24 protein-coding genes and 2 pseudogenes are annotated in these 25021 nt (G+C 39.0%); 15 read left to right on the forward strand and 11 right to left on the reverse strand.

Features of this window, described 5'->3' with window-relative positions; genetic code table 11:
• The first annotated feature begins 10 nt into the window (after positions 1-10).
• The 6 genes from BLV99_RS04195 to BLV99_RS04220 all read left to right on the forward strand — a co-directional run bounded on the left by BLV99_RS04195 (position 11) and on the right by BLV99_RS04220 (position 5196).
• Complete coding sequence (locus tag BLV99_RS04195) at positions 11-841, forward strand: MetQ/NlpA family ABC transporter substrate-binding protein (protein ID WP_092688005.1); 831 nt, start codon at positions 11-13, stop codon at positions 839-841.
• 9 nt (positions 842-850) lie between these two features.
• Complete coding sequence (locus tag BLV99_RS04200) at positions 851-1687, forward strand: MetQ/NlpA family ABC transporter substrate-binding protein (RefSeq protein ID WP_092688066.1); 837 nt, start codon at positions 851-853, stop codon at positions 1685-1687.
• An 11-nt stretch (positions 1688-1698) separates the two neighbouring features.
• Positions 1699-2769, forward strand: a complete 1071-nt coding sequence (locus BLV99_RS04205) for a methionine ABC transporter ATP-binding protein (RefSeq protein ID WP_092688008.1) — start codon at positions 1699-1701, stop codon at positions 2767-2769.
• Positions 2750-3409 carry a methionine ABC transporter permease gene (locus BLV99_RS04210; RefSeq protein ID WP_092688011.1) on the forward strand — a complete coding sequence of 220 codons (660 nt, stop codon included), beginning with the start codon at positions 2750-2752 and terminating at the stop codon, positions 3407-3409. Before BLV99_RS04205 ends, BLV99_RS04210 begins: the two co-directional genes overlap by 20 nt.
• A gap of 113 nt (positions 3410-3522) precedes the next feature.
• Positions 3523-4614, forward strand: coding sequence for a redox-regulated ATPase YchF (ychF, locus tag BLV99_RS04215; protein ID WP_086164133.1), 1092 nt, complete (start codon positions 3523-3525; stop codon positions 4612-4614).
• Positions 4615-4806: 192 nt separating this feature from the next.
• Positions 4807-5196 carry a hypothetical protein gene (locus BLV99_RS04220; RefSeq protein ID WP_092688014.1) on the forward strand — a complete coding sequence of 130 codons (390 nt, stop codon included), beginning with the start codon at positions 4807-4809 and terminating at the stop codon, positions 5194-5196.
• Positions 5197-5631: 435 nt separating this feature from the next.
• Here the strand turns inward: BLV99_RS04220 and BLV99_RS04225 are convergent, their stop codons facing one another.
• Entirely contained in the window at positions 5632-6165 is a 534-nt protein-coding gene (locus tag BLV99_RS04225) for an Mpo1 family 2-hydroxy fatty acid dioxygenase (RefSeq protein WP_092688017.1), read from the reverse strand.
• A 95-nt stretch (positions 6166-6260) separates the two neighbouring features.
• Between BLV99_RS04225 and BLV99_RS04230 the strand changes: the two genes are divergently transcribed.
• Positions 6261-6959, forward strand: a complete 699-nt coding sequence (locus tag BLV99_RS04230) for a Crp/Fnr family transcriptional regulator (protein ID WP_425283513.1) — start codon at positions 6261-6263, stop codon at positions 6957-6959.
• A 409-nt stretch (positions 6960-7368) separates the two neighbouring features.
• Here the strand turns inward: BLV99_RS04230 and BLV99_RS04235 are convergent.
• The 3 genes and pseudogenes from BLV99_RS04235 to BLV99_RS04245 all read right to left on the reverse strand — a co-directional run bounded on the left by BLV99_RS04235 (position 7369) and on the right by BLV99_RS04245 (position 10817).
• Positions 7369-9590, reverse strand: a pseudogene (locus BLV99_RS04235) (TonB-dependent receptor).
• Positions 9591-9941: 351 nt separating this feature from the next.
• Complete coding sequence (locus BLV99_RS04240) at positions 9942-10127, reverse strand: hypothetical protein (RefSeq protein WP_086183444.1); 186 nt, start codon at positions 10125-10127, stop codon at positions 9942-9944.
• 207 nt (positions 10128-10334) lie between these two features.
• A complete protein-coding gene (locus BLV99_RS04245) occupies positions 10335-10817 on the reverse strand; it encodes a hypothetical protein (RefSeq protein WP_086183445.1) in 483 nt (160 codons plus the stop codon).
• A 97-nt stretch (positions 10818-10914) separates the two neighbouring features.
• On the opposite strand from BLV99_RS04245, the gene BLV99_RS04250 reads away from it, so the two are divergent.
• The 5 genes from BLV99_RS04250 to dapC all read left to right on the forward strand — a co-directional run bounded on the left by BLV99_RS04250 (position 10915) and on the right by dapC (position 17268).
• Positions 10915-11670 carry an AzlC family ABC transporter permease gene (locus tag BLV99_RS04250; protein ID WP_092688023.1) on the forward strand — a complete coding sequence of 252 codons (756 nt, stop codon included), beginning with the start codon at positions 10915-10917 and terminating at the stop codon, positions 11668-11670.
• Complete coding sequence (gene ygaH, locus BLV99_RS04255; RefSeq protein ID WP_086183447.1) at positions 11660-12007, forward strand: L-valine transporter subunit YgaH; 348 nt, start codon at positions 11660-11662, stop codon at positions 12005-12007. The genes BLV99_RS04250 and ygaH overlap by 11 nt, the downstream gene beginning before the upstream one ends.
• A 164-nt stretch (positions 12008-12171) precedes the next feature.
• A complete protein-coding gene (gene purT, locus BLV99_RS04260; RefSeq protein WP_092688027.1) occupies positions 12172-13377 on the forward strand; it encodes a formate-dependent phosphoribosylglycinamide formyltransferase in 1206 nt (401 codons plus the stop codon).
• Positions 13378-13407: 30 nt separating this feature from the next.
• Positions 13408-16074 carry a [protein-PII] uridylyltransferase gene (glnD, locus tag BLV99_RS04265; RefSeq protein WP_086183449.1) on the forward strand — a complete coding sequence of 889 codons (2667 nt, stop codon included), beginning with the start codon at positions 13408-13410 and terminating at the stop codon, positions 16072-16074.
• 24 nt (positions 16075-16098) lie between these two features.
• A complete protein-coding gene (dapC, locus tag BLV99_RS04270; protein WP_092688030.1) occupies positions 16099-17268 on the forward strand; it encodes a succinyldiaminopimelate transaminase in 1170 nt (389 codons plus the stop codon).
• A gap of 404 nt (positions 17269-17672) precedes the next feature.
• On the opposite strand, the gene BLV99_RS04275 is transcribed toward dapC, so the two are convergent.
• From BLV99_RS04275 to msrB, 4 genes are all read right to left on the reverse strand, one after another.
• Positions 17673-18302 (reverse strand): LysE family translocator, encoded by a 630-nt coding sequence (locus tag BLV99_RS04275; protein WP_092688033.1) that lies wholly within the window; start codon positions 18300-18302, stop codon positions 17673-17675.
• A 131-nt stretch (positions 18303-18433) separates the two neighbouring features.
• Positions 18434-19291 (reverse strand): AraC family transcriptional regulator, encoded by an 858-nt coding sequence (locus tag BLV99_RS04280; RefSeq protein WP_213030958.1) that lies wholly within the window; start codon positions 19289-19291, stop codon positions 18434-18436.
• 6 nt (positions 19292-19297) lie between these two features.
• Positions 19298-19780: a glutathione peroxidase gene (locus tag BLV99_RS04285; protein ID WP_092688036.1), complete on the reverse strand. Its 483-nt coding sequence runs from the start codon at positions 19778-19780 to the stop codon at positions 19298-19300.
• Positions 19777-20196, reverse strand: a complete 420-nt coding sequence (gene msrB / locus BLV99_RS04290) for a peptide-methionine (R)-S-oxide reductase MsrB (RefSeq protein WP_086164146.1) — start codon at positions 20194-20196, stop codon at positions 19777-19779. The genes BLV99_RS04285 and msrB overlap by 4 nt, the downstream gene beginning before the upstream one ends.
• A gap of 228 nt (positions 20197-20424) precedes the next feature.
• Here msrB and BLV99_RS04295 point away from each other — a divergent pair, with 228 nt between their 5' ends.
• Together BLV99_RS04295 and BLV99_RS04300 are read left to right on the forward strand one after the other, a co-directional pair.
• Positions 20425-21855, forward strand: a complete 1431-nt coding sequence (locus BLV99_RS04295; RefSeq protein ID WP_092688039.1) for a pyridoxal phosphate-dependent aminotransferase — start codon at positions 20425-20427, stop codon at positions 21853-21855.
• A gap of 245 nt (positions 21856-22100) precedes the next feature.
• Positions 22101-23279, forward strand: a complete 1179-nt coding sequence (locus tag BLV99_RS04300) for a YbfB/YjiJ family MFS transporter (protein ID WP_092688042.1) — start codon at positions 22101-22103, stop codon at positions 23277-23279.
• Between the two features lie 13 nt (positions 23280-23292).
• Here BLV99_RS04300 and BLV99_RS04305 read toward each other — a convergent pair whose 3' ends face one another.
• The 3 genes and pseudogenes from BLV99_RS04305 to BLV99_RS04315 form a co-directional block, all read right to left on the reverse strand.
• Positions 23293-23853, reverse strand: a complete 561-nt coding sequence (locus BLV99_RS04305; protein ID WP_092688045.1) for a M23 family metallopeptidase — start codon at positions 23851-23853, stop codon at positions 23293-23295.
• A 350-nt stretch (positions 23854-24203) separates the two neighbouring features.
• Positions 24204-24362 (reverse strand): annotated as a pseudogene (locus BLV99_RS18405) (IS982 family transposase); the annotation flags it as partial.
• 7 nt (positions 24363-24369) lie between these two features.
• Positions 24370-24663, reverse strand: a complete 294-nt coding sequence (locus BLV99_RS04315; RefSeq protein WP_092688048.1) for a hypothetical protein — start codon at positions 24661-24663, stop codon at positions 24370-24372.
• A 107-nt stretch (positions 24664-24770) separates the two neighbouring features.
• Here BLV99_RS04315 and BLV99_RS04320 point away from each other — a divergent pair.
• The coding region (locus tag BLV99_RS04320; RefSeq protein WP_139243521.1) for a transposase at positions 24771-25021 on the forward strand (251 nt) is incomplete at its 3' end.

Raw genomic sequence — 25021 nt, forward strand, 5'->3', positions numbered from 1 at the left:
GAGGTGCAGCATGGCACAAACAGCAAAAACCAAATTCATCCTTATTGGGGTGATTGTTGCCGCAGTCATTATTGGACTGGTGGTGTGGAATCAACAACAAAAATCGGGTTCAGATGAACTGGTGATTGGCATTAGTCCATCGTTTGCCAAACCATTACAAGTCGCAGTAAATGAAGCCAAACAACAAGGTTTGAATGTCAAACTGGTCGAGTTCTCTGACTGGAACACACCCAATATCACCTTAAATCATGGTGATATTGATGCCAATTTTTTTCAGCATCAACCCTTTTTAAGCAATGCTTTAAAAGAAACTGGCTTTAAACTCAAAAGCTTTGCTGCCGGTGCTGCCACGCATGTTGGCTTATATTCTAAAAAATATAAAAGCTTTGATCAGCTGCCACAAAATGCCACCGTTGCCATTCCTAACGATCCTGTTAATCAAGGTCGGGCATTATTACTTTTGCAACAAGCCAAACTCATCACTTTAAAAAATCCTGAAAATCATTTATCAAATGTATCGGACATTGCAAGCAACCCTAAAAATCTACAATTTGTTGAAGTAGAAGGTCCTCAAACAGCTCGTGCGATTGACGATGTCGATCTGGCTTTTGGCTATCCACATTACTTACGTCTGGCTAAAACTGCCGATCCTGAAAGTGCCTTATTGTTCGATGAAAACACCAATAATCGCTATGCCATTCTGTTTGTGGTGCGTGAAGACTATCAGGACAAAGATGACAAATTGAAAAAATTCGTCAGCATTTATCAAAATTCAGCTCAAGTGAAGCAAGCTTTGAATGAAGATTTTGGTGCCAAACTCTGGTTTCCAGGCTGGAAATAAGGAATGATTATGTCTATTTCCACCTTCAAAAATCTTAAAATTTGGCTGATTGCACTCAGTGTTATTCTTGTCATCGCAGGTCTTTCAATTTATCGCTATAGCAACAATCAAAGCCAGCAAGACGTTCTAAAAATTGGTATTAGCCCACCCTATGCCGAACTGTTAAGAAGTGTTGCTGACGAAGTCAAAGCGCAAGGCATTCATGTCGAACTGATTGAGTTTTCAGACTGGCAAGCCCCCAATGTTGCGGTTCAAAATGGCGATATTGATGCCAACTTTTTTCAGCAAAGTGTGTTCTTGGCCAATGCCGTACGTGAAACAGGGTATAACTTACACGCCTTTGCCAAAGGTTCAGGCAGTCATGTTGGCTTATATTCGAAAAAATATCAGTCGCTTGATCAAATCCCCAATCAAGCCAAAGTGGTCGTGCCGAATGATCCTGTGAACTTATCACGTGGCTTAACGCTATTGGCTCGTGCAGGCTTGCTCTCGGTAAAAGATGTCAACAATGAATTAACTACACTGCAAGACATCACCAGCAACCCAAAACAACTCAAATTAATTGAAGTTGAAGGCCCACAAACAGCACATGCCTATAACGAAGCAGACTTGATTATGGGCTTTCCACATTACTTAAAAATGGCAAAAGTCGCTGACCCAAATTCAGCACTTTTTATTGACCCAGTGGATAAAAAATACGCCATTTTATTTGTAACGCGTAAAGACTACCAAGATGAAAACCAAAAGCTGGCCGTATTTGTAAAAACTTTCCAAAACTCAGCCAAAGTTCGTGAAATTTTGAATAAAGATTTTGGACAAAGCATGTGGTTTGAAGGCTGGAAATAAGGAGAACAACAATGGTGAGTTTTGGTTCACAAATCGACTTTTCAGTCCCACATATTAAAATTCGGCAGTTGAATAAGTTTTACCATGTGCAAAATACGCAAGTGCATGCCTTAAAAGATATCCATCTAGATATTCCTCAAGGCAAAATACTGGGCATTATTGGTAAAAGTGGTGCAGGTAAATCATCTTTGCTGCGCACCTTAAATGGATTAGAACAGGCCAATGAAGGCAGTATCCATATTCATCAACAAGAAATTTCCTCATTAAACCATCATGACCTGATTCAGCTGCGCCAGAAAATGGGCATGATTTTTCAGCATTTTAATTTAATGTCAGCGAAAACCGTTTGGGAAAATGTCGCGCTACCGTTAAAAGTTTCCAACTTTAACAAGGCGGACATTGCACAACGGGTCAATGAAGTTCTTGAATTGGTTGGACTCAGTGATAAAGCCGAACATTACCCTTCACAGCTTTCAGGTGGACAAAAGCAACGGGTCGGTATTGCCCGTGCGTTGGTCAGTCATCCTGAAATTTTACTCTGCGATGAAGCCACTTCGGCACTCGACCCTGAAAGTACCTCGGTGGTACTTTCCCTACTCAAGGAAATTAATCAAAAACTGGGAATCACCATTGTACTGATTACCCATGAAATGCAGGTGATTCGTGAAATTTGTGATCAAGTGGTGGTGATTGATCAGGGTGAAATTGTGGAATCAGGACAAGTTTGGTCGGTATTTTCCAATCCTAAACAAGCCATTACCCAAGAGTTGCTTAACCTTGAACAATTGGATCTACCATTTACGCTTTACCCAGCATTAGATGACTTGGTCACACACAGTATTTTAAAACTAAAATATGCCAGTGAGGCCAAACATTCTCCTGACCTTTCCCATCTTTTAAATCAATTTGGCCATGCCGTGCATTTGTATCAAAGCCATATCGATAGCATTCAAAATCATTTGGTCGGCACTTTAATTGTGGGCGTGGCGGATTTAAATATTGATCTGCAACAACTACAACAACAATTCAAAAATCAAATTGCACAGGTAGAGGTATTGGGCTATGCACGACCAACTTATTGATCTTTTGCTTACTGGCACCATCGATACCTTATTAATGGTTGGCGTTTCCGCATTTTTTGCCTTGCTGATTGGTCTACCGATGGCCGTAATTTTGGTCAACACCTCGGAACATGGCATCTATCCATCGAAAAGTATTAACCAGTCTTTGGGTTGGCTAGTCAACATGACCCGCTCTGTGCCCTTCCTGATTTTAATGGTGGCACTGATTCCATTGACTCGACTGATTGTCGGCACCAGTTATGGCGTATGGGCAGCGGTTGTTCCGCTCACCATTGCAGCGACCCCTTTCTTTGCCCGTATTGCCGAAGTCAGTTTACGTGAAGTCGATCAAGGGTTGATTGAAGCCGCTCAAGCCATGGGGTGTAACCGTAAACAAATTGTTTGGCATGTCCTTCTGCCAGAAGCCCTACCCGGAATTGTGGCAGGCTTTACCGTGACCTTGGTCACCATGATTAATTCCTCAGCTATTGCAGGTGCCATTGGTGCTGGCGGTTTGGGTGATATCGCCTACCGTTATGGTTATCAGCGTTTTGATATGCAAATCATGCTTGCCGTGATTGTGGTGCTTATTATTTTAGTGATGTTGGTACAATTGGCTGGAGACACGCTTGCCAATCAGCTAGACAAACGAAAAGTTTAAAGCCCGTTGCCTTGCAGTTGTTTTCAATAAACATGAAAGCCATGACCTGACTTTGTCATGGCTTTCATGTAAAATCAGCCACAATTTTTAAATCATACGTTGTGAGTCATTTCATGGGTTTTAATTGCGGTATTGTCGGCTTGCCGAACGTGGGTAAATCTACACTTTTCAATGCATTGACTAAAGCTGCCATTGCTGCAGAAAACTTTCCGTTCTGTACCATCGAACCGAATACAGGGATTGTGCCTGTACCAGATCCACGTTTAGACAAATTGACTGCGATTGTAAAACCACAACGTGTTATTCCAACATCAATGGAGTTTGTGGATATTGCAGGTTTGGTTGCGGGCGCGTCTAAAGGTGAAGGCTTGGGTAACCAATTCCTTGCCAATATCCGTGAAACAGATGCCATTGCTCACGTTGTTCGTTGTTTTGAAGATGAAAACGTAATTCACGTTAATGGTAAAATTGACCCGCTAGATGACATTGCAACCATCAATACTGAACTTGCACTTGCTGACCTTGAAGCGGTTGCCAAAGCCATTACACGTTTGTCTAAATCTGCAAAAAGTGGTGACAAAGAAGCCATTGCAGTCAAAGCCATCTTAGAAAAAATTCAGCCTTTACTTGACGAAGGTAAACCAGCACGTGCAGCTGACCTTGATGATGACGAACGTAAATTGGTTCGTGGTTTTGGTTTAATGACTTTAAAACCAACCATGTACATTGCTAACGTCGCTGAAGATGGTTTTGAAAACAACCCACATTTAGATGCCGTTAAAAAATTAGCAGCTGAAGAAAATGCCATTGTGGTTCCCCTGTGCAACCAGATTGAAGCTGAAATTTCTTTACTTGAAGATGAAGACCGCGCTGAGTTTTTAGAGGCGATGGGCATGGAAGAACCAGGCTTGAATGTAGTAATTCGTGCAGGTTATTCATTGCTTGGCTTACAAACCTACTTCACTGCTGGCGTACAAGAAGTTCGTGCTTGGACAGTTAAAATCGGTGCAACGGCACCTCAAGCGGCAGGTGTGATTCACACTGACTTTGAAAAAGGCTTTATTCGTGCTGAATGTATCGCTTATGATGATTTCATTCAATACAACGGCGAAGCTGGCGCGAAAGAAGCTGGCAAATGGCGTTTAGAAGGTAAAACTTACGTGGTTCAAGACGGTGACGTTTTACACTTCCGTTTTAACGTATAAGTAGTATCCAATATAGAAAAGCCCTGATTTAAATCAGGGCTTTTTTGTTAGCTTAAACTAAGCTTAAAAATAGCATTAAATGACAAATGAATACGCTAACTACTTGAATCTCACACAATATTATTACTTTTATTGTTCTGTATTATCGATAAATTAATCACAGGCACTAATGCCTGTATAGAATAATCGAAAATGAAAAAGATCAGCACATTTATTGCAGCAGGCTTGTTCACAATGCTTAGCGCAACTGCATTTGCGTGTCCACAAGGGACAACATTAGCAGGTGGTTCAGGCCCAAATCATAAAGGTGGTAAATGTGTCCCAGCCACGGCAATGGCTAAACAAGATAAGATGAAACACGATCAAACGGCAAAACAAGACAAAATGATGAAACACGATCAAATGGGGAAACAAGACCAGATGATGAAAAAAGATCAAATGGGGAAACATGATCAGATGATGAAACATGATCCAATGAAAACCAATAATATGGCTGATAAATCTCATAAAGCAGCTCCAGTTGCAAGCGCAGATGCACACAAAGCTAAAACTGAGACCCATAAAGCAGTGAAGACCCAGTAAATAATCAGACATACAAAAAGCCAGTGCAATGCACTTAATGCCAGTCAGTTAATAAATTGACTGGTTTTCTTATTTTAAATTCATGATGTTATTCGATACGTGGAAATGTCATCCGCAACTGTTCGAGGCATGAGGTGTATACACCGCAAGATTGGAAAAGTAAGGTTTCTGCGATTAATTGATCAATAAAAGGTATTTGGCGAGTTTTGCGGTGAGGCGCACTGCGCCGCAAGATGCCTTTCTTGCGAACTCAAAATATATTTTGAGGCTTCTCATTTGGGCTTATCCAAAGTAATAGATGAGCTCCAAGTATTTGATTTAAAAATATAAGACTCCGTTGTAAAGAACTAAAAATCTAAGGAGTTTATTACAAAACTCCTTAGCTGATCAGCATTAGTGCAATGCACTGGCTTTTTTATATTTTGAAGCAATCATCTAACTGATATGTATAGACTTCGCATCCATTTCAGCACGTAATACATGGGCCTGATCCAACATACGTTGCTCTAGCTCCTTACGAAAACCGAGCATAAACACCATTTCCGCCAAGACAAATAATGGGCCAACTGCAAGCCCAACAATGTCGTCCATAAAGGCTGGTTTTTTCTTTTCATAAAAATGACCAATAAACTGAAATACCCACCCCACCACAAAAATTCCAATACTTAAGCTTAACCAAGCAGCAAATTCTAGATGAGCAATTTTTAAAGCCAAAGGATATGCAGCAAGCAAAACAATCAACATAATGAATGCAAAAATACGATCCAAACTAAAATAATAAACACTCGTCACCACAATAAGTCCCAAAGCCAGCGTCAGCTCCATACCTGACAGCACAAACCCTGCTCTTGCGGTTAAACAAAGAATTGAAAAAACAATCAAAGGAATACCGACAAAATGAGTCAAAATATTTTTATGGTCTAAGTGATATGCTGCATATTGGCTCAGCAACTGTTCTAATTTGGTCATGTGATTCTTCCTTGTTACACTATGCTTCTACTATATAAAAATATGAAAGACCAAGTTGTCGGCTAAATGACAACTCACAGCAAAAAGGAATTTATGTGCTTGAACCAACGTATATCCATCATTTAGAAAATAATATGTGGTTCTCCCAACTACCACCTATATTCAAAGCATTTATTTTGAGCCATGCGGTTCAACAAAAATTTGACAAAGAACAAGCCATTTTCCATTCGGGTGATGCTTTTAATGGTCTTTATGCCGTTTTAAATGGCTCTGTTCGCTTAGGCTATATTGACATTGAAGGTAAAGAATCGGTGGCTGCAATTGTGGAACCAATTATGTGGTTTGGTGAAATCTCTTTGGTCGATGCCCAACCTCGCTCGCACGATGCCATCGCCATTCAAAAAAGTTTAATTTTGCATATTCCAAGTAGTGCCATTCAAAAATTACTCAAAGAACAACCCATTTTTTGGTATCATATTGCGCAATTAACCAGTCAAAAATTGCGTTTTGCTTTCTTAGAACTGATTTCAATTCAAACGCAAACCTTAAAGCAGCGTTTAGCCCAACGCCTGATGTTTATTTTAAATGGTTATGGCAACCATCTGATGATTGAAAAAAACACCATTCATTTATCTCAGGAACAATTGGCGCAAATGCTGACCTGCTCTAGACAAACGGTGAATCAGGAATTACAAGCGCTGGAAAAGCAAAATATTTTGCGTCTCTCTTTTCGGAAAATTGAAATTTTAGACCTTGCAGAATTACATCGTATTGCGCATGTCGTTGCTGAATAAAATACACATTAAAGGTAATGCAAATCAGTTAATCAATTGACTGGATTCTTTATTTTAAATTCATAATGTTATTCGATACACGGAAACGTCTTCCGCAACTGTTCGAGGCAAGACTACTTTGAAAAGTACAGTTTCTGCGACGAATTGATCAATAAAAGATATTTGACGAGTTTTGCGGAGACAATGCCTTTGGTTACTTTGGGCTTATCCAAAGTAACATATGAGCTCCAAGTATTTGATTTAAAAATATAAGACTCCGTCGTGAATAATTCAAAAGCTAAGGAATTTATTACAAAACTCCTTAGCTAACTGGCATTACACATTAAAGTGCCTTTTAAGCAAACATAAAAAAGCCACCTTAATTGTTAAGATGGCCAGATGCGAGTTAAACTTGCTTTAACATAGCAGCTTAAAATTCATAATTCACACGCAGTAAAGCACTGCGCGGTGTACCCGGCATTGAACTTGAACGCCAGTATTCTTTATCAGTTAAATTGGTTAAGGCTAAAGTAACATTCCAAGGGTTTGCACTATAACCAATGGCCGCATCTGCTCGGTTAAAACCTTTTAGTTTTTGAGTGTTTTCCACATCGTTCCATGAATCACCAACTTTGGTCACGCCAATTTCAGCATACCATTGCTCTGTAGGTAAATAACGGACAAAAAGATTTCCTGTTTGCTTGGCTGTTTCTTTTAAACGATTGCCCACTAGCTCAGGTTTTTCTTTATTTTGTTTAACCGTTGCATCCAAGAAACTATAGCCACCACGGACATAAACACTGTCCAATACGCGACCAATAAAGCTAAACTCTGCACCACGTGACTGATGCTCACCACCGACAGCCCAGACATCAGGCTCTTTATCCTTATTTGGAATATAACGAATATTATGTTTACGAATATCATAAACCGAAAATTGCGTCGTTAAGCGCTCATCCATCCAATCACTTTTAAGCCCAATTTCATATTGGTCACTGTATTGCGGTTCAGCGTCGAAGGTATTTAAATTTTGTGAAGCGCTGATCACGCTAATCCCCATTTGACCACCAAAGGGTGCAAAACTTTTACTATAAGATGCATAGATACTTTGTGATTCAACAGGCTGCCAAACCACACCCACATTTGGACTGACCGATTGATCACTGACAGTACGCTTGTAATCCTGATCAGTTTCAGACTTCAACTTATTGCTGGTTGAGTTTTTATAATAATCATAACGCAGCCCCAGCATCAACTTCACTTCTGGAATAATGGTGATTAAATCCTGTGCAAACACCCCATAACTTGTCCCTTGATTATAATTATGCTGCGTAATAAGCGGATTGTCCGCCCGATTACCAAAACGATCCCCTGTTAGCGGATTCACAAATCCATAAATTAAAGAGCCATCGCTATTTTTATTGGATAGTTTTGGTTCACGTTGCTCATAAGACACATCTACGCCAAGCAACACCTGATGTTGAAATGCGCCAGTATTAAATTTTCCTTTAACATCAAACGTTGTTGATGTGGTTTTATTGCTGGTCTGTTGCCAATAATAGTTTTGATCAATATATCCTTTATAACAGCCCTTATTTGTTGCGGTGGCTGGCTGATTTGCCGCACACATTTTACCTACATAAAAATGGTCAAATCTTGATCGGCTTGTCTATAACTCGCTGCCCAATGCACCGTCCAATCTGGCGCAAAGGTATAGCTCAAATCGGAACGCAAAGTCTGGGAAACATCATTGACATAATCACCGTCTTGAGCAAAGCCCATGTCACGTGATGTTCCTGATGGTAATTCAAAAAAATTGGGTCCGCGATCTGGAACACGGTGCAAACGGTCATACGTATATTGTCCTGTCCAAACCAAACCCTTTTGATTATTAAAGGTCACACTCGGTGACAGCATTAGCTCATCACTGCTAATGCCTTGACGGAAACTATCCGTTTTATAAACATCGGTAGTTAAACGCGCCGCCCACTGATCAGAAATAACCTGATTGACATCTAACGTGGTTCCCAGATGATTAAATGATCCCGTATAAATTCCAACACTGCTTTTCGAGTCAAAATTGGCATATTTACTCACCATATTAATTACGCCACCACCTGCACTTCGCCCATACAGTACAGAAGCTGGCCCTTTTAATATTTCAATCCGTTCAATATTGGCTGTACTGCGTCGTACTTGCCCACTTTCACGCACACCATCACGGTAAATATCACTCACGTCTGCCTGAAAACCACGCAGCTTAATTCCATCACCACGCATATCATAGGACGTATCAACACCCGGCGTGCCTTGAAGCATGACGCTTAAATCATTCGATCCATAGATTTTATATTTTTGTACATCAATCGTATCAATGGTCTGTGGAATATCTTTTTTATCCAAACCATTACGCGTCACACTGGCTTGTTTGTAGTCGACATAGGTTTTTACTGGATCTTGTGCACTCATGGCTTCAATAGCAATGGTCGGAAGAACTGCGGTTGTTCTACTTCCTTCTGCTGAATCAAGATGTTCACTGGCAAAGGTAGAATGAGCACACGCTATCATTAAGCTAAGTAGACTCAACTTTAGAATTCGATCTGAATGTGTGTGTTTAAAAGCTAAATGTGAATGACCAAAAAAAGACGGCATAAATGGGAGACATGGTAAAAATTTACCGAATACTAATATAAATGATAATTATTTTCATTACTAATCATATACAAAATCTCCATTTTTTACCCAAGCTGTTCATTTCATTTAAAATTACCCCCTATTGTTTGTTGTTTTTTTCAGCAACACATCCTCTAATTACACTTTGCTCTTAATTGAGGTTGTATATTTAGCATCGACAAAAAAAAAGCCCTCTCATCAACATTATCGCTTGCAGCGAAACAATCAACGATTGAACTTTTTTGCTGAAATACTCATACAACATGAATCAGCTTTCTACACGTTTAAAGTGCTACTAAATTAGGAACAAAAAGGAAAACTGTTGCTATGTTAAGATAACAACTGACACACATTCACCTCATCAAAACCATTGCGACAAGGTGCTATATCTCGTTCAATATTTAAAGATGCAGCAGGAATCAATTGTGCTTTTTCTGTCGTAGCTGTCGTTTGAACACTACTACATGCACTCAGGAAGACCATTAAACTTATTGAAAAAAACACTTTATTAAACATATTATACACCCCCACTTATTTAATAATTACAAAACCAACCAGTGATTTAATATTTATTATTATACACAAATTATCACTTGGTGATAATTCAATATATTTATCAGGTGATCACTTTATCGTCTTACTCATTGCTTAAAACTATAAATATAAATATCCCCTTCAAAATTTAGATCAAAAAAACGAGGCCATTGCCTCGTTTTATTTTCATCAAACCCCTTTCTTTTTAGGATCTGTATTTCCTAGTTCAGGATGTTCGATTGCACCTCTACATTGTGCTTTATCACGCTCATAATCGGCTTGTTTTTGTGCCACCGAATTTGTTTGATCAATACTTTCACGTGCCCAAATTTCTAAACTGGTTAATGCTTTACGGCATAACGCATATTTACCTTCAGTCACTGAATCCGTCATTTTGACATTAATACGCCAATCGGTGCTCAACTTACGCGCAGGTTTACGGACTTGATCTTCTAACAAATCCAATTTTTGCGCATAAACCAAACCATCCACTTGATTGATGAAGTTCCAAGCATGTTGCGCATAAGTGGTCGCATCATTGGTGAGTTTAGGTGCAGACTTAATTTCAACTTTTTGCTCAGGTTGTTCTGAAGAATGACCGCAAGCTTGTAATGCAAAAGTACTGCACAGTACAGAAACCATCACTATTGCACGTGATTTGAACGCAAACATATCAGCTGCCTATACAAACATTTCGGCACTATGCTAGTGAATTCGGGTAGAATACTCAATCATCATTTGCCCCATTGTTTAACTCTTTAGGTGTGTCGTGTCTGAGCACAAAATCCCTCCAGTACAAGCTGCTGGCTTTTGGCAAGGCGCTAAAGACAGTCAAGCCATTATTTTTACCTATCTTCCCGTTTCTTTTGCTTTTGGTGTCTCTGCAACCCAATTTGGCTTTAGCTCTTGGGAAGCGCTGTTTTTATCCTGTTCGATGTATGCCGGAGCCAGCCAGTTTTTAGTGGTGGCTTTACTCGGTAGCGGTACGTCTATTTGGATGACTGCACTGACGGTGATTGCATTAGATATTCGCCATGTGCTTTATGGCCCAGCCTTACAAAATTTAATCCAAGATAAATTAAACTTAAAAAAAACGGCCATTTGGTCATGGGGGCTGACTGACGAAGTTTTTGCCTCTGGCATGATTAAACTGTCACAACGTCGTCAAGAATGGTCTGAATCTTGGATGTTGGGTTTAAGTTTATTTAGTTGGATATCTTGGGCTTTAGGCTCTTTTTTAGGGGGTTTATTTGCCGACCAAGTCAGTTCTTTACCGCAGTTTTTACAAGCAGCTTTAGACTTCTTATTACCTGCACTGTTCTTAAGTTTCCTGCTTGCCGCATTTGAAAAGAAACATACTTTTATTGTTGCTGTGTGTTTAATTGTTTCGGCCATCACCTGTTATTTTATTAATTTATCCGCTGCCATTTTTATTGGGATTTTATCGGGAATTTTGGCAGGCTTATTTAAGCACTATATTTTAAAACAACACGATGATGAGTTTGGAGCATCACATGAATCTTGAAATTATTTTGGTCGGCATTATTGTCGGAATTGCGAATTTCATTTCTCGTTTTGGCCCATTTTATGTCATTCAAAAACATCAACAAAACTCACAAAAACGCGGTTCTGTTTGGATTAAAATTGCATTAGGCAGTATTGGCATTGCCGCAATTAGTTCAATGTTGGTGGTTGCAACACTCCCCCCGCTGATGGAAACACCCAATAAAAGCATTGCTATGCTGGTCGGTTTTATCACTTTAGCAGGACTATATTTTAAATTTAAGCAAATTGTCGCGGCAACACTCACCGCGGCTGTGGTCTATGGTTTGGTTTATACCTATGTGCCCGTTTCATTTTAACTCCTTTAAAAAATCTCCCTCTTTTATAAAGAGGGATTTAGGGAGAGTTCAATAAACTTTATAAATAAAATTGTTAGACAATATCATTATTTTATGTGAATCAAGCCTTAACAGTCAGAACAGTTCTGCTATGCTAAAAGACCACTTTAGCAAGGACGATTCATATGAGCGTGACCATTGGTACTCCCCTTCAATCTTCTGCTTTTAAAGTTTTATTGTTAGGTTCGGGAGAATTAGGTAAAGAAGTGGTGATTTCTTTACAACGTCTAGGTGTAGAAGTTCATGCTGCTGACCGTTATGATCATGCTCCTGCCATGCAAATTGCACATTATTCCTATACTTTAAATATGGCAGATGCCGAAGAACTCAAACAACTGATTCAACAAGTAAAACCACATTTAATTATTCCTGAAATTGAAGCCATTGCGACGCAAGTTTTAGTCGACATCGAACAACAAAATATTGCCACCGTTATTCCTTCTGCTAAAGCAGTTAATTTGACCATGAACCGCGAAGGTATTCGCCGTCTTGCAGCAGAAGAATTAGGTTTACCGACATCTGCTTATCGCTTCGCTGATACGTTGGAATCTTTCCGCGCAGCTTGTGATGATATTGGCTATCCAAACTTTGTAAAACCTGTGATGTCTTCTTCAGGTAAAGGTCAATCACGTGTTAAAAATTTTGACGAAGTTGATGCCGCTTGGGAATATGCGCAAACCGGTGGTCGCGTAAATCAGGGCACGGTGATTGTTGAATCACAAATTGATTTTGATTTTGAAATTACCTTACTAACTGTACGTGCTAAAAATGCTGAAACGGGTGAAATTGAAACCCAGTACTGCGACCCAATTGGACACCGTCAAGACTCAGGTGACTATGTCGAAAGTTGGCAACCTCAAGCCATGACTCCAGCGGCATTAGAAGAATCAAAACGTATTGCTAATAAAGTCACAATCGCCTTAGGTGGCTGCGGTATTTTTGGGGTTGAACTGTTTGTCAAAGGCGATAAAGTATGGTTTAGTGAAGTATCACCACGCCCACATGACACAGGACTTGTGACCCTTGCTTCACAATTTCAAAGTGAATTTGAACTGCATGCACGTGCCATTTTAGGCTTACCAGTGAATACAACACGCCATAGTGTGGCAGCAAGTGCTGTGATTTACGCAGGTGTAGATGATCGCAATCTTTCATTTTCTGGCTTAAATCTTGCTTTAGCAAATCCAAACACCGATATTCGCCTTTTTGGTAAACCCGAAGGTTTTAAACGTCGTCGCATGGGCGTTGCAACCGCACGTGCTGAAACAACCGATCAAGCACGTGAACTCGCACTACATACTGCGACTCAAGTCAGTGTTCAACAAAACTAAACTTGCCACCTTATTTACGGACCACTGTTCATGATCAATACCTCTCCGCTATTGAATTACGTTAAAAGTAACCATGACATTCAGGCGATTAATCAATGGCGCACAGATGTTGAAAAACAGCTTCAAGATGGTTTTGAAAATGGACAGTCAATTCGTGAAGTCATTTTAAGCCGCTCCAATTTGATTGATGAAGCACTACAGTTCCTATGGAAACATGCAGAACTCGATCAAACGGATTTAGGTTTATTTGCAGTTGGTGGTTATGGTCGTCGGGAAATGTTGCCGTATTCCGATGTCGACATCATGATTTTATCGGAAGATGACCTCAGCCCAGATCAAGAAAAATTGATTTCTACGTTTATTTCATCACTTTGGGACGTGGGCAATTTCAAACCCGGCATTAGTGTGCGTACCATTTCACAATGTGTAGAACAAGCCACCAATGATTTAACTGTTGCCACGGCACTGATTGAATCACGTTTAATTATTGGTAATGAAAATTTAGCCAGATGGCCACGTCGTATCGTGTCACAAACATGGACTGATAAAACCTTTTTCGATGCCAAAATGGATGAGCAAGCCAGACGTTATGCGCAACACAACAATACCGAAAGTAATTTAGAACCCGATATTAAAAATGCACCGGGTGGTATCCGTGACATTAACCAAATTGGCTGGATTGCAAAGCGTCATTTTCGGGTCAATCGTATTTATGATCTGGTACATTTAGGTTTTATTTCTGAGTTTGAGCTGGGTGTTTTAGAAGAAGCGGAAAGCTTTCTTTGGGAAATTCGTCATCATTTACACCGCTTAACCAAACGTGATGAAAACCGTTTATTATTCGACTATCAACGTGATATAGCTGCTTTGTTTGGCTATACCCGTGAAGAAGATAAATCACCTAATTACCCAATTGAACAATTTATGAAGCGCTATTATCGTAGCGCACAGCAAGTTTCAACCCTCAATGAAATGCTACTTGCCTACTTTAATGAATCGGTGATTACCCCGCGTTTACCCAACTATGAACGTAAAATTGAAGAAATTAACGAACACTTCAAACTGGTGGATGGCAAACTTGCCGTACAACATCATAAAATCTTTTCGGAACGCCCAAGCGCTATTTTAGAATTGTTTTATATCTTAGCCAATCGCCCAGAGATTGAAGGCATTCGCGCACGTACTTTACGTCTGCTCATACTTGCTGCAAAACGAATTGATCAAAGCTATAGAGATAATCCTGAACATCAAGCCTTATTTATGGCGATCATTCGTTCACCACATCGTCTATATGACACTTTGGTTGCGATGAAACGCTATAGCGTTTTAGGTAACTATATTCCTGCATTCGGGCAAATTATGGGACTGATGCAATATGACTTGTTCCATATTTATACCGTAGATGCACACACCCTATTATTGCTGCGTAACCTCAACCGCTTTAAAGCACCTGAATTTGCCAAAGACTTTCCTGTAGTAAGTTCAGTATTCCAACGTCTGGCACGTCGTGACATTGTCTATTTAGCCGCTTTATTTCATGACATTGCCAAAGGTCGTGGTGGCGACCACAGTGAATTGGGTGCAGAAGATGCCATTAACTTCTGTCGTACCCACGGCTTTACTGAACGTGAATGCAACCTTGTTGCATGGCTCATTCAAAATCATTTACTGATGTCGATGACCGCACAGAAAAAAGATATTTCCGATCCAGATGTGGTACAAGACTTTGCTGAAAAACTCGGTGACATGGAGCATCTAGATTATTTATATACTCTGACTGTTGCCGATATTAATGCCACCAATCCAAAACTGTGGAATACATGGCGCGCATCGCTTATGCGTCAACTTTATACTCATGCCCGTGATGTGATTCGTACCGGTCTTGGTCGCCCTGTCGATTATCAAATGCTGATTGAAGACACTAAATTTGCAGCCAGTGAACTCTTGGTCAATGATTTCTCCCTCTACGATGTAGAAACCGTTTGGCAGGAACTGGGTGATGAATACTTTATTAAGGAATCAGCAGATGAAATTGCATGGCATACCCGTGCAATCTTGCAGCATGGCAACAACTCTGAACCTTTAGTGTTAATGCGTGCACATCGTAAATCTGCACAAGATGCCGTACAGATCTTTATTTACACACAAGATCAACCCAATTTATTTGCCACCACAGTGGCTGTATTTGACCGTATGAATCTTGACGTTCAAGATGCCCGAATTATTACCGCAAGTACTGCATTTAGTTTAGATACCTATGTGGTTCTAGACCGTTTTGGTACTTTGCTGACCGATCCTGAACGTGAAAAAACTGTCATTGATGCCTTAGTCAAAGCACTGAGCCAATCAGATAAATATCCCGGCTTAATGCAGCGTCGTATTCCACGCCAATTACGCCATTTCGATATTGAAAATACCGTCGATATCACCCTCAATGCCGCACTACAACAAAATATGGTTGAAATTTCAACACTTGACCATCCGGGCTTACTGGCCAAAGTAGGTGGTTTATTTATGATGCAAGGTTTAGATATTCACTCTGCTAGAATTGCAACACTGGGTGAGCGTGCAGAAGATATTTTCTTTGTCACCAAAAAAGATGGCATTCCAATGTCCGATTCAGAAGCCAAAACGTTTGCTGCTCAATTAAAATCAGCACTCGATGAAGTTTCGAATCAAGTCTCTGGTCAACATTAACTTAAATTACGCGGTATCGATTTTATGAACTCAAGTTTGTCATTATTGCATCCTTATCCTTTTGAAAAATTAAATAAACTTTTTCAGGATATTCAACCTGCAGATTTACCACTCATTCCATTGTCGATTGGTGAACCAAAACATCCTGCACCAGAGTTTGTAAAACAAGCAATTATTGACAACTTTAAGCATTTATCGACTTACCCAAACAGTAAAGGTTTACCAGAACTGCGCCAAAGTATCGCTGCTTGGCTGACACGACGTTTTAAGCTGAATAGCATTAGCGCTGAAAGTAATATTCTTCCTGTATCAGGAACACGTGAGGCAATCTTTTCTTTTGTTCAAGCTTTAGTGAACCGTGAAGATGCGCCTTATGTGGTCATGCCGAATCCTTTCTATCAAATTTATGAAGGTGCAACCTTACTTTCGGGTGCCAAACCATACTTCATTAATTGCACAGAAGAAAACAACTATCTAGGCGACTTTGATGCTGTACCTTCTGAAGTCTGGGAAAAAACGGCATTGTTATTTGTCTGTACTCCGGGTAATCCAACAGGTGCTGTGCTATCTAAAGAGCAGTTTAAAAAGTTAATTGCTCTTTCAGATCAATATAATTTTGTCATTGCATCGGATGAATGTTATTCAGAACTTTGGTTTGATGAAGCGCCTGTTGGCTTACTTGAAGTGTGTGCTGAAATTGGACGTGATGACTATAAAAACTGTGTCGTGTTCCATTCACTGTCTAAACGTTCAAATTTACCCGGTATGCGCTCAGGTTTTGTTGCGGGTGATGCAGCATTACTCAAGCCATATTTGCAATATCGTACGTATCACGGTGCAGCAATGCCTGTTCAACATCAACTTGCATCCATTGCCGCTTGGGATAATGAAGCACATGTTGAAGAAAATCGTAAACAATACCGTGCAAAATTCGAACTTTTTCAAAAAGAACTGGGTCATCTATTGCCACTTAGAAAACCCGATGCAGGTTTTTACTATTGGCTTAAAGTAGACAATGACGAAGCTTTTGCCAAAATTCTGATGGAAAAAGCACACATTAAAGTGCTTCCGGGGCGTTATTTATCTCGTGATACTGAACAAGGTAATCCGGGTGAAAACCATGTTCGTTTAGCATTGGTCGCAGACATTGCTCAGTGTGAAGAAGTGGTTAAACGCCTCAAAGCGATACTTTAAATTTTAATGCCAAAGGCCACCGTCAGGTGAAACTGATCAGTTAAGGATTTTAGAAACAAAGTCCTTAACTTTCATTCCTCATGACGGAGTCTTATATTTTTAAATCATATACTTGGAGCTCGTTTTGTTCTTTTGTCTCGCCAAAAGAACCAAAAGCATTTGTCATCCGCAAAACTCGTCAAATACCTTTTATTGGTTAATTAATCGCAGAAACATTAATTTTTTAAAATAGTTTTGCCTCGGACAGTTGCGAATGACGTTTCCGCGTATCGAATAACATCTAGAATTTAAAAAAATAAAATACTAATCAATTTCTTAACTGACGAACATCACACCTTCAGGTGGTTTTTACTTCACTTTAATTTGAATTTTTCTGTCCCAATTCAAGCTAAAATAAAAATCATTTAATCAAATTCATTCATCATTAATAACATCAGGGAAAAAAAGATAAAACAGCCCCCTGAAATATAATATAACCATCTAGACTTTAGGCTAAGCCATTCAATCCAAACTTTATAACTTAACAATTTAACCAGTAAAATATTCCAAAGCAAGACTACAGTAACCATCCATAACACCATTAAAATATGCTGAAAAACCCGAAAATCGACATAAACCAACAGGACTAAGCTACTATAAAATAAAATATTTTTAGGGTTCAGCACACTTGAGCGCAAGCCTTGACTCAAATAACTGACTGTACTGGATAAAGTCGGAACAGCATCCGTTTTTCCATGCGTCGTAATTACTTCAGTTTTTGCATAATACAAGCATAATGCTGCCAAATATATTAAATACACTGCACCGATATAACGCACATAGAGCAAAATATTTTCATCAATTTTTCCAAGAAAAAATAAACAAGCATAAATCACCATTAAAACACATGCATTCCCCAATGCAATTCCTACACAGACAAAGCGAGCCGCAGACCGACCATGCCGTAAGAGTGTCGTTAAAATAAGAAAAAAATCAGGTCCGGGAGAAAGCAAAGCAATAAAGTGCGTGAATGCAATAATAACAAACAGTTCCATAAATCATTCCAGTATCTAGCTGAAATGAGCATAGAGAACCAGCACAATTCGCTCTTGTATAAAATTGCGCGATAATAAATTTAATTTAGGTTTTAAACAGACAAAAGCTCAATAATAAAAAACCAAGTGCTTCATATAAATCCTTGTTGATACTGCCTAGGCGTAACCCCTGTATGTATTTTAAATACACGATGAAAATGGCTTTGATCACTAAAACCTAGTTCATAGCTAATATCAGCAACATTTTTTCCATATTTCAGCAATTCTCTTGCCTGATTCACTTTTAAATTGAGCTGAAAGGCATGTGGGGTCAAACCCAGATTTGCCTTGAATAAACGAATGACTGCATAACGACTAATTCCCAGCATACTTGCCAGTTTTTCCAGTGGGACAATCGTATTGACATCTTTTAAATAGATAATCAAATCCTTTAAATGATCATAAAAATAATGAGATGTATCAGTTTTTTCCCATTCAAAACAGGGCAAAATAATTTGAGTGAGCACCTCGATCAAACGCTGTTCTTTTTCCCTAAAATCGACTTCAGGATTAAATAAATCTCGATTTAGCTGGGTGAATGCACAATACAATTCTGGTTTTTTAATCACGCTGGGTTTTAATTGTGGAATTGGTGCATGAATTTGTTCTCTTACTGTCTCTGACAATAATGCTGCGAGCCAATCAGCATTCAAATGCATCATCTGATAACTCCATGCTTGATCAGGCATAGGATTACAGGAGTGTTCAACCTGAGCAGGAATAACCACTAAAGCACCTGACTCAATCATTTCAACAGCACTTAAATAACTGCTAAAGCGACTTAGTCCCGTATCGACTGCACCAATGGAAAAAGTAGTGTGACTGTGGGCCTTATAACAAATCCGACTTTGGCATGCCTGACGTGTTTCTACATAAGGCATGCGCGAATCATGCCAGAACTGAACATTTAGTTCTGGCTGACTTATCACATTTTGTTCATTTTCCAACATGAAACATCACTGCGATAATGCCTCTGCTATTTCACTTTCTAAATCTTCAGGCTTAGTGGTCGGTGCAAAGCGGTTTAAAACTTTGCCATCTCTACCAATCAGGAACTTGGTAAAATTCCACTTAATCCCATTGCCCAAAATACCTTTACTGTTATTGGTTAAATAACGGAATAAAATATGTGCTTCTGGCCCCTTTACATCCACTTTGGCAAACATCGGAAAGTTCACACCATAATTTTTTTGGCAATATGCCCCGATTTGTTCATTCGATCCGGGATCTTGCCCACCAAATTGATTACAAGGGAAGCCCAAAACTTCCAAACCTTGATCTTTGTATTTTTCATACAGTTTTTCAAGACCTGAAAATTGCGGTGTAAAACCACATTTACTTGCAGTATTTACAATTAATAAAACTTTGCCTTCATAATCAGCAAATGATTTATTTTTTCCATCTAACAACTCAGCTTCAAACTGATAAATGCTGGTCATGGATAGGTTTCCTCGTCATTTTTTTCTTGTGTTTTTAATTCTAATGAAGCTGAATTTACGCAATAGCGCAATCCTGTTGGCTGTGGGCCATCTTCAAAAACATGTCCTAAATGTGCATCGCAATGATGACAAACAACTTCGGTTCTGACCATACCATGCGTCGCATCTTGATTCTCATCAACCGCACCACTGCTAATCGGTTTATAAAAGCTTGGCCAACCGCTACCACTATCATATTTGGTATTAGACGAGAATAATTCAGCCCCACAACAACGGCACAAATAAGTCCCTGTTTGCTTGGTATTCCAGTATTTCCCTGTAAATGCTGGCTCAGTCCCCTTTTGTCGCGTAATGCGAAATTCGTCTGGTGATAACTCTCTTTGCCATTCTCGGTCTGTTTTATTGAGTTTTCCCATGATTACGTCCCTTTGTATCTTGCTATTTAAAATAGGATAATCCTATATTTACGTGATTCATCTTAAAATTTCTAGTCTTTAGTTAACAATTTACAAAAGACCTATAATTTACTTAAAAGCAAAAGGTAAGCAAAAATACAAAACATGGTGAGCATTTTATTTTTTAAATGCTTTTTTGTGAGCAAATTTAATGTTAGTCTTATTGAAATTCTTGCTCAAGATTAAAAAATGTCGCAAAAAAAGAGCGTTATTTTTAAACATCTACTGCCTGTGATTAAACAATATCAACAGGTGGGATTTACGCATGAAAAAATTGTTGCTTTACTCAGAGATGAACATGATCTCGATCTGGTAACAACTGAAACATTTAAAAGTTATTTATATCGTTATGCAAAAATGACCTCCACTCTTTCCGAGAACATCAAAATGCCGAACACTATCCAAACCCCACGCGAAATAAAAAAATCGTCTAAGCTCGAGCATGTATGCTACGACATTCGTGGACCTGTGTTACGAGCGGCCAATGAAATGGAAGAAGCTGGTCATAAAATTATTAAATTAAATATCGGTAACCCCGCCCCATTCGGCTTTGAAGCTCCACAAGAAATTATTAATGATGTTGCTTTAAATCTTCCAAATGCCGTTGGTTATACCGACTCAAAAGGGATTTTCCCTGCGCGTAAAGCCATTTGTCAGTATTACCAGCAAAAAGGTATTTTAAATATGCACGTCAACGATGTGTATATTGGTAATGGTGTGTCTGAGCTTATTGTGATGGCCATGCAAGGCTTACTAAATAATGGCGATGAAATGCTGGTTCCTATGCCTGACTATCCATTATGGACGGCTGCGGTAAATTTATCGGGTGGTACTGCCATCCACTATAAATGTGATGAAGAAAACTATTGGTATCCAGACATTGCTGATATGGAAAGCAAAATCACGCCCAATACACGTGGTATTGTGATTATCAATCCAAACAACCCTACAGGTGCAGTTTATCCACGTCATGTGTTAGAACAAATTGTCGCACTGGCAAAAAAATATGACTTAATTTTATTTGCAGATGAAATCTACGACAAAGTTGTGTATGACGGCATTGAACATGTTGCTGTTGCCGCACTTGCGGGTGATCATCTTTGTGTTTCATTTAATGGTTTATCTAAAGCATATCGCATTGCGGGTTTCCGTTCAGGCTGGATGGCCATTACAGGTGATAAGTCACGTGCAATGGACTACATTGAAGGCTTAGATATGCTCGCTTCAATGCGCCTATGTGCGAACCATCAAGCCCAATATGCCATTCAAACAGCTTTGGGCGGTTATCAATCAATTAATGATTTGATTCGTCCCGGTGGTCGTTTATATGAACAGCGTAATATTGCTTGGGAAATGTTAAATGACATTCCTGGGGTAACCTGTGTTAAACCTGAAGGTGCAATGTACTGCTTCCCTCGTCTTGATCCTGAAATTTACCCTATTCAAGATGATGAAAAGTTCATGCTCGATTTCTTACGTGCTGAAAAAGTATTATTGGTACAAGGTACTGGTTTTAACTGGCCTACACCGGATCATTTCCGTGTCGTATTCCTACCCGCTGAAAATGAATTACGTGAAGCATTAAATCGTTTAAGTCGCTTCTTAGCCAAAATGCGTTAATTTTAGCGCTAAAAAAACCGCGTTCTTTAACGCGGTTTTTTATTTTGAGTATTTATTTTTTATAAAATTCATCATTTTTATTCAACTTTCACTATTTAGCTTCACCGCTATACTCATCAAATAAATCAGCATAAAAACAGCCAATCTGTGAACTCATGCATTTGTTGATTATCGTTATATTAAATCATGACAATTCATGCTATTTATTGTTATTAATCAATAATAAGTATCGGTGAGAACACAGGATGTCCTCAAACAAGGTTAAGCTCAGCATTTTTTTATGCCTCAGCATGTGTTTAGGAATAGGCATTTTACGCTTCTCTTATACTGCATTATTACCCACGACGCGTGAAGCATTTGCTTGGACGACTGGGTTTTCCAGTATTTTAGGCAGTGCTAATTTACTGGGTTATTTGCTCGGTGCTTTTTTGGCCATGCGTTTACCTCAAAATAAAATCATGGCGTTGTACATTCAAATAGCGGCCATTGTTGGCATGCTGAGCTTGCTCTGTTGTGCATTTTCAGACTTGCCAAAAGCTTGGTATCTTTTTTGGCGCATCATTTCAGGAGTAAGTGGTGGTTTATTGATGATATTATCACCTAGCGTAGTGGCACAATGCTGTGACATCCAAGATCGCTTTAAAATCAATTTTATCGGTTTTAGCGGAATTGGGCTTGGGATTTTACTGGCAACACTCTTCCTGCCTTATTTAGATCAAATTTCGACACAAACAGCATGGCTTATGCTATGTGGTTTTGCACTGATCATTTGTATTTGTCTGAGTATTTTACTGCAACAGTTTAAACATCATTTATCTGCACAAACTGCACCAACATCCACAGAAGTATCCTTAAATACGCTGTTCTATAGTTTACTGATTGCCTATTCAAGTAGCGCCTTTGCTTATATTCCACACTCACTGTTTTGGATTGATTACCTGAGTCATGAATTAAAACTCAATCTCTTTTGGATGAACTTTAATTGGATTCTGTATGGTAGCGGCAGTGCATTAGGTGCTTTCTCTGCTTATTTATTAGCAAGAAAATTTGGTAATTTTACTGCACTAAAAATTCTTTATAGCCTATATATCATGGCTATTTTTATTGCCACTGCAAGTACAAGCCCTATTCTGACTTTTACGTCTTCATTTTTTACAGGAATGCTCAACCCTGCGGTGGTTTTTCTAACCTCTTACACCATTTTACAACTGTATGGTGTGGCTTATAAAAAGCTCTGGAGTATTGCAACACTGTGTTTTGCATCTACACAGCTTGTCGGTGGCTTAAGTTTTAGTGCCCTGCAACATTTTGGCGTGACTTATCATCAACAGTTTATCTTGGCTTCATTTGTCTTGCTGCTTGGTACTTTGCAATTGGTTTGGCATACACGCTCAACTAAATACAAAACAACTGAGCAAGTGTAACCATTTTTAATATTTAAGGAGATGGTGCTAAATATGGATAAGGGTTGACTGCTCCTTGTCCATTTAAATAAATTCCATAGTGCAAGTGTGGTGGGGTCGTTTTAGCATTGCCTGTATTGCCCACATAACCAATCACCTCACCGACTTCAACCCAATCACCCTGTTGAATTTGGTCAGCATAATCATTCAAATGTGCATAATAATGACGGCTTAAATTTGGGCCAATAATCCAAACCACTTTCCCGCCTAAATCATCGGTGCCTACACGAACCACAATCCCTTGTGTTGCACTTAAGACAGCTGTTCCTCGCTTGGCAAAAATATCAATACCTTCATGTTTTCTACCGCCACTACGTGCTGTACCCCAAGTATCTTGTATTTGCCGAGGTTTAATATTTTCAACAGGCATTGCAAGCGGTGAAGACAACTCCATTTGTTGTAATTGTATAAATAGAATTGGGTAACGAATGCCTGCGGCTTCACCTGACGGCGGTGGCTTACAGCCTGTCAATAAAACGGTTATAGCTAGAAAAATGATGGGTAAACAAAATATTTTTAATTTTTTAAACATCATTTATTTGCATCTATTATTTTAAATGAACACTGTTTAATCTTATTTATTAAATACAATTCTTGATAGGTATTTTCTGTAATACTACTCTTTATTCAATACTGTCAAATTGAATATAAGCTTTAAAACTTTCGCTACTTTTAATTTAAGCAATCGTTAACTCGCATTTAAAAAAATACAGAGGACATTTATAAAATTATAAGCAAAGAAATTAGACTTCTTTAACCGGTTGTTTTTTATTCAATACAACGCGTTCATCAAACCAAAATTAAAAATAAATTTTAGCAGCCGTTGAATTCATGGGATCATTGAATTGGACAGTACGAGCTAATTCTGATTAACCCGAATCTTGTTTAAGCCAATGCTTCGCTAATTTTGATCGTTGGCTTATTTTGGTGACAAAGCTGATAGGCACATAATGAGGCATAAATACCTGCCAAATAGCCTTCAATACTTCTCGCTTTAGTCGTCACCAAATGATATTTCCCTTTCAGTATCCCAAATAAAGTTTGATTTATTTTAGCGCTCTTTTGTTATACGGTATGCCTCTTGGGCAATTGCTAAACTTTTCTTTTTCCCTTCTGCTGTTTCCGCAATTTCGTTGGAAGTTCCATTTGTTGTCCGTTGCTGATAAGCGGAATTTGATTGATTTTGTATGCGTTGCTCACGCTGAAAATTAGCATCTACTGTTGCGCCAGCACATGGCTTAGACTGATATATCGTTGCACCTTTATTATTACATTTATAAACAGTACCAGCCTGTGTTAAGAATGGCATTCCTAACAATATAAAGATCGCCCAATTGTAGTTCATTATTATCCCCTTTAATTATAATGACTAAAATATCATCATTTTTCTAAATCACTAGGGCGTGTCATCAATTAGGTTGATAAAATTTGACGCGTCCTTATTATTCTTTTATGACTAAACGCTATGCATTAAGAGACGATCAATGGGAACAGATTAAAAATCTGTTACCCGGACGAATAGGTACGGTTGGTTTAACCGCCAAAGATAACCGATTATTTGTTAAAGCAGTACTATATCGTTACCGTTCAGGTATCCCGTGGCGAGATTTGCCTGAACGCTTTGGTGATTTTAGAGTCGTGCATACTCGCTTTAGCCGCTGGGCTAAAACAGGCGTGTGGCAGAGAGTTTTTGAAGTGCTGTC

The sequence above is a fragment of the Acinetobacter kyonggiensis genome (genome assembly GCF_900107285.1).
In the GTDB taxonomy this organism is placed as follows: Bacteria; Pseudomonadota; Gammaproteobacteria; order Pseudomonadales; family Moraxellaceae; genus Acinetobacter; species Acinetobacter kyonggiensis.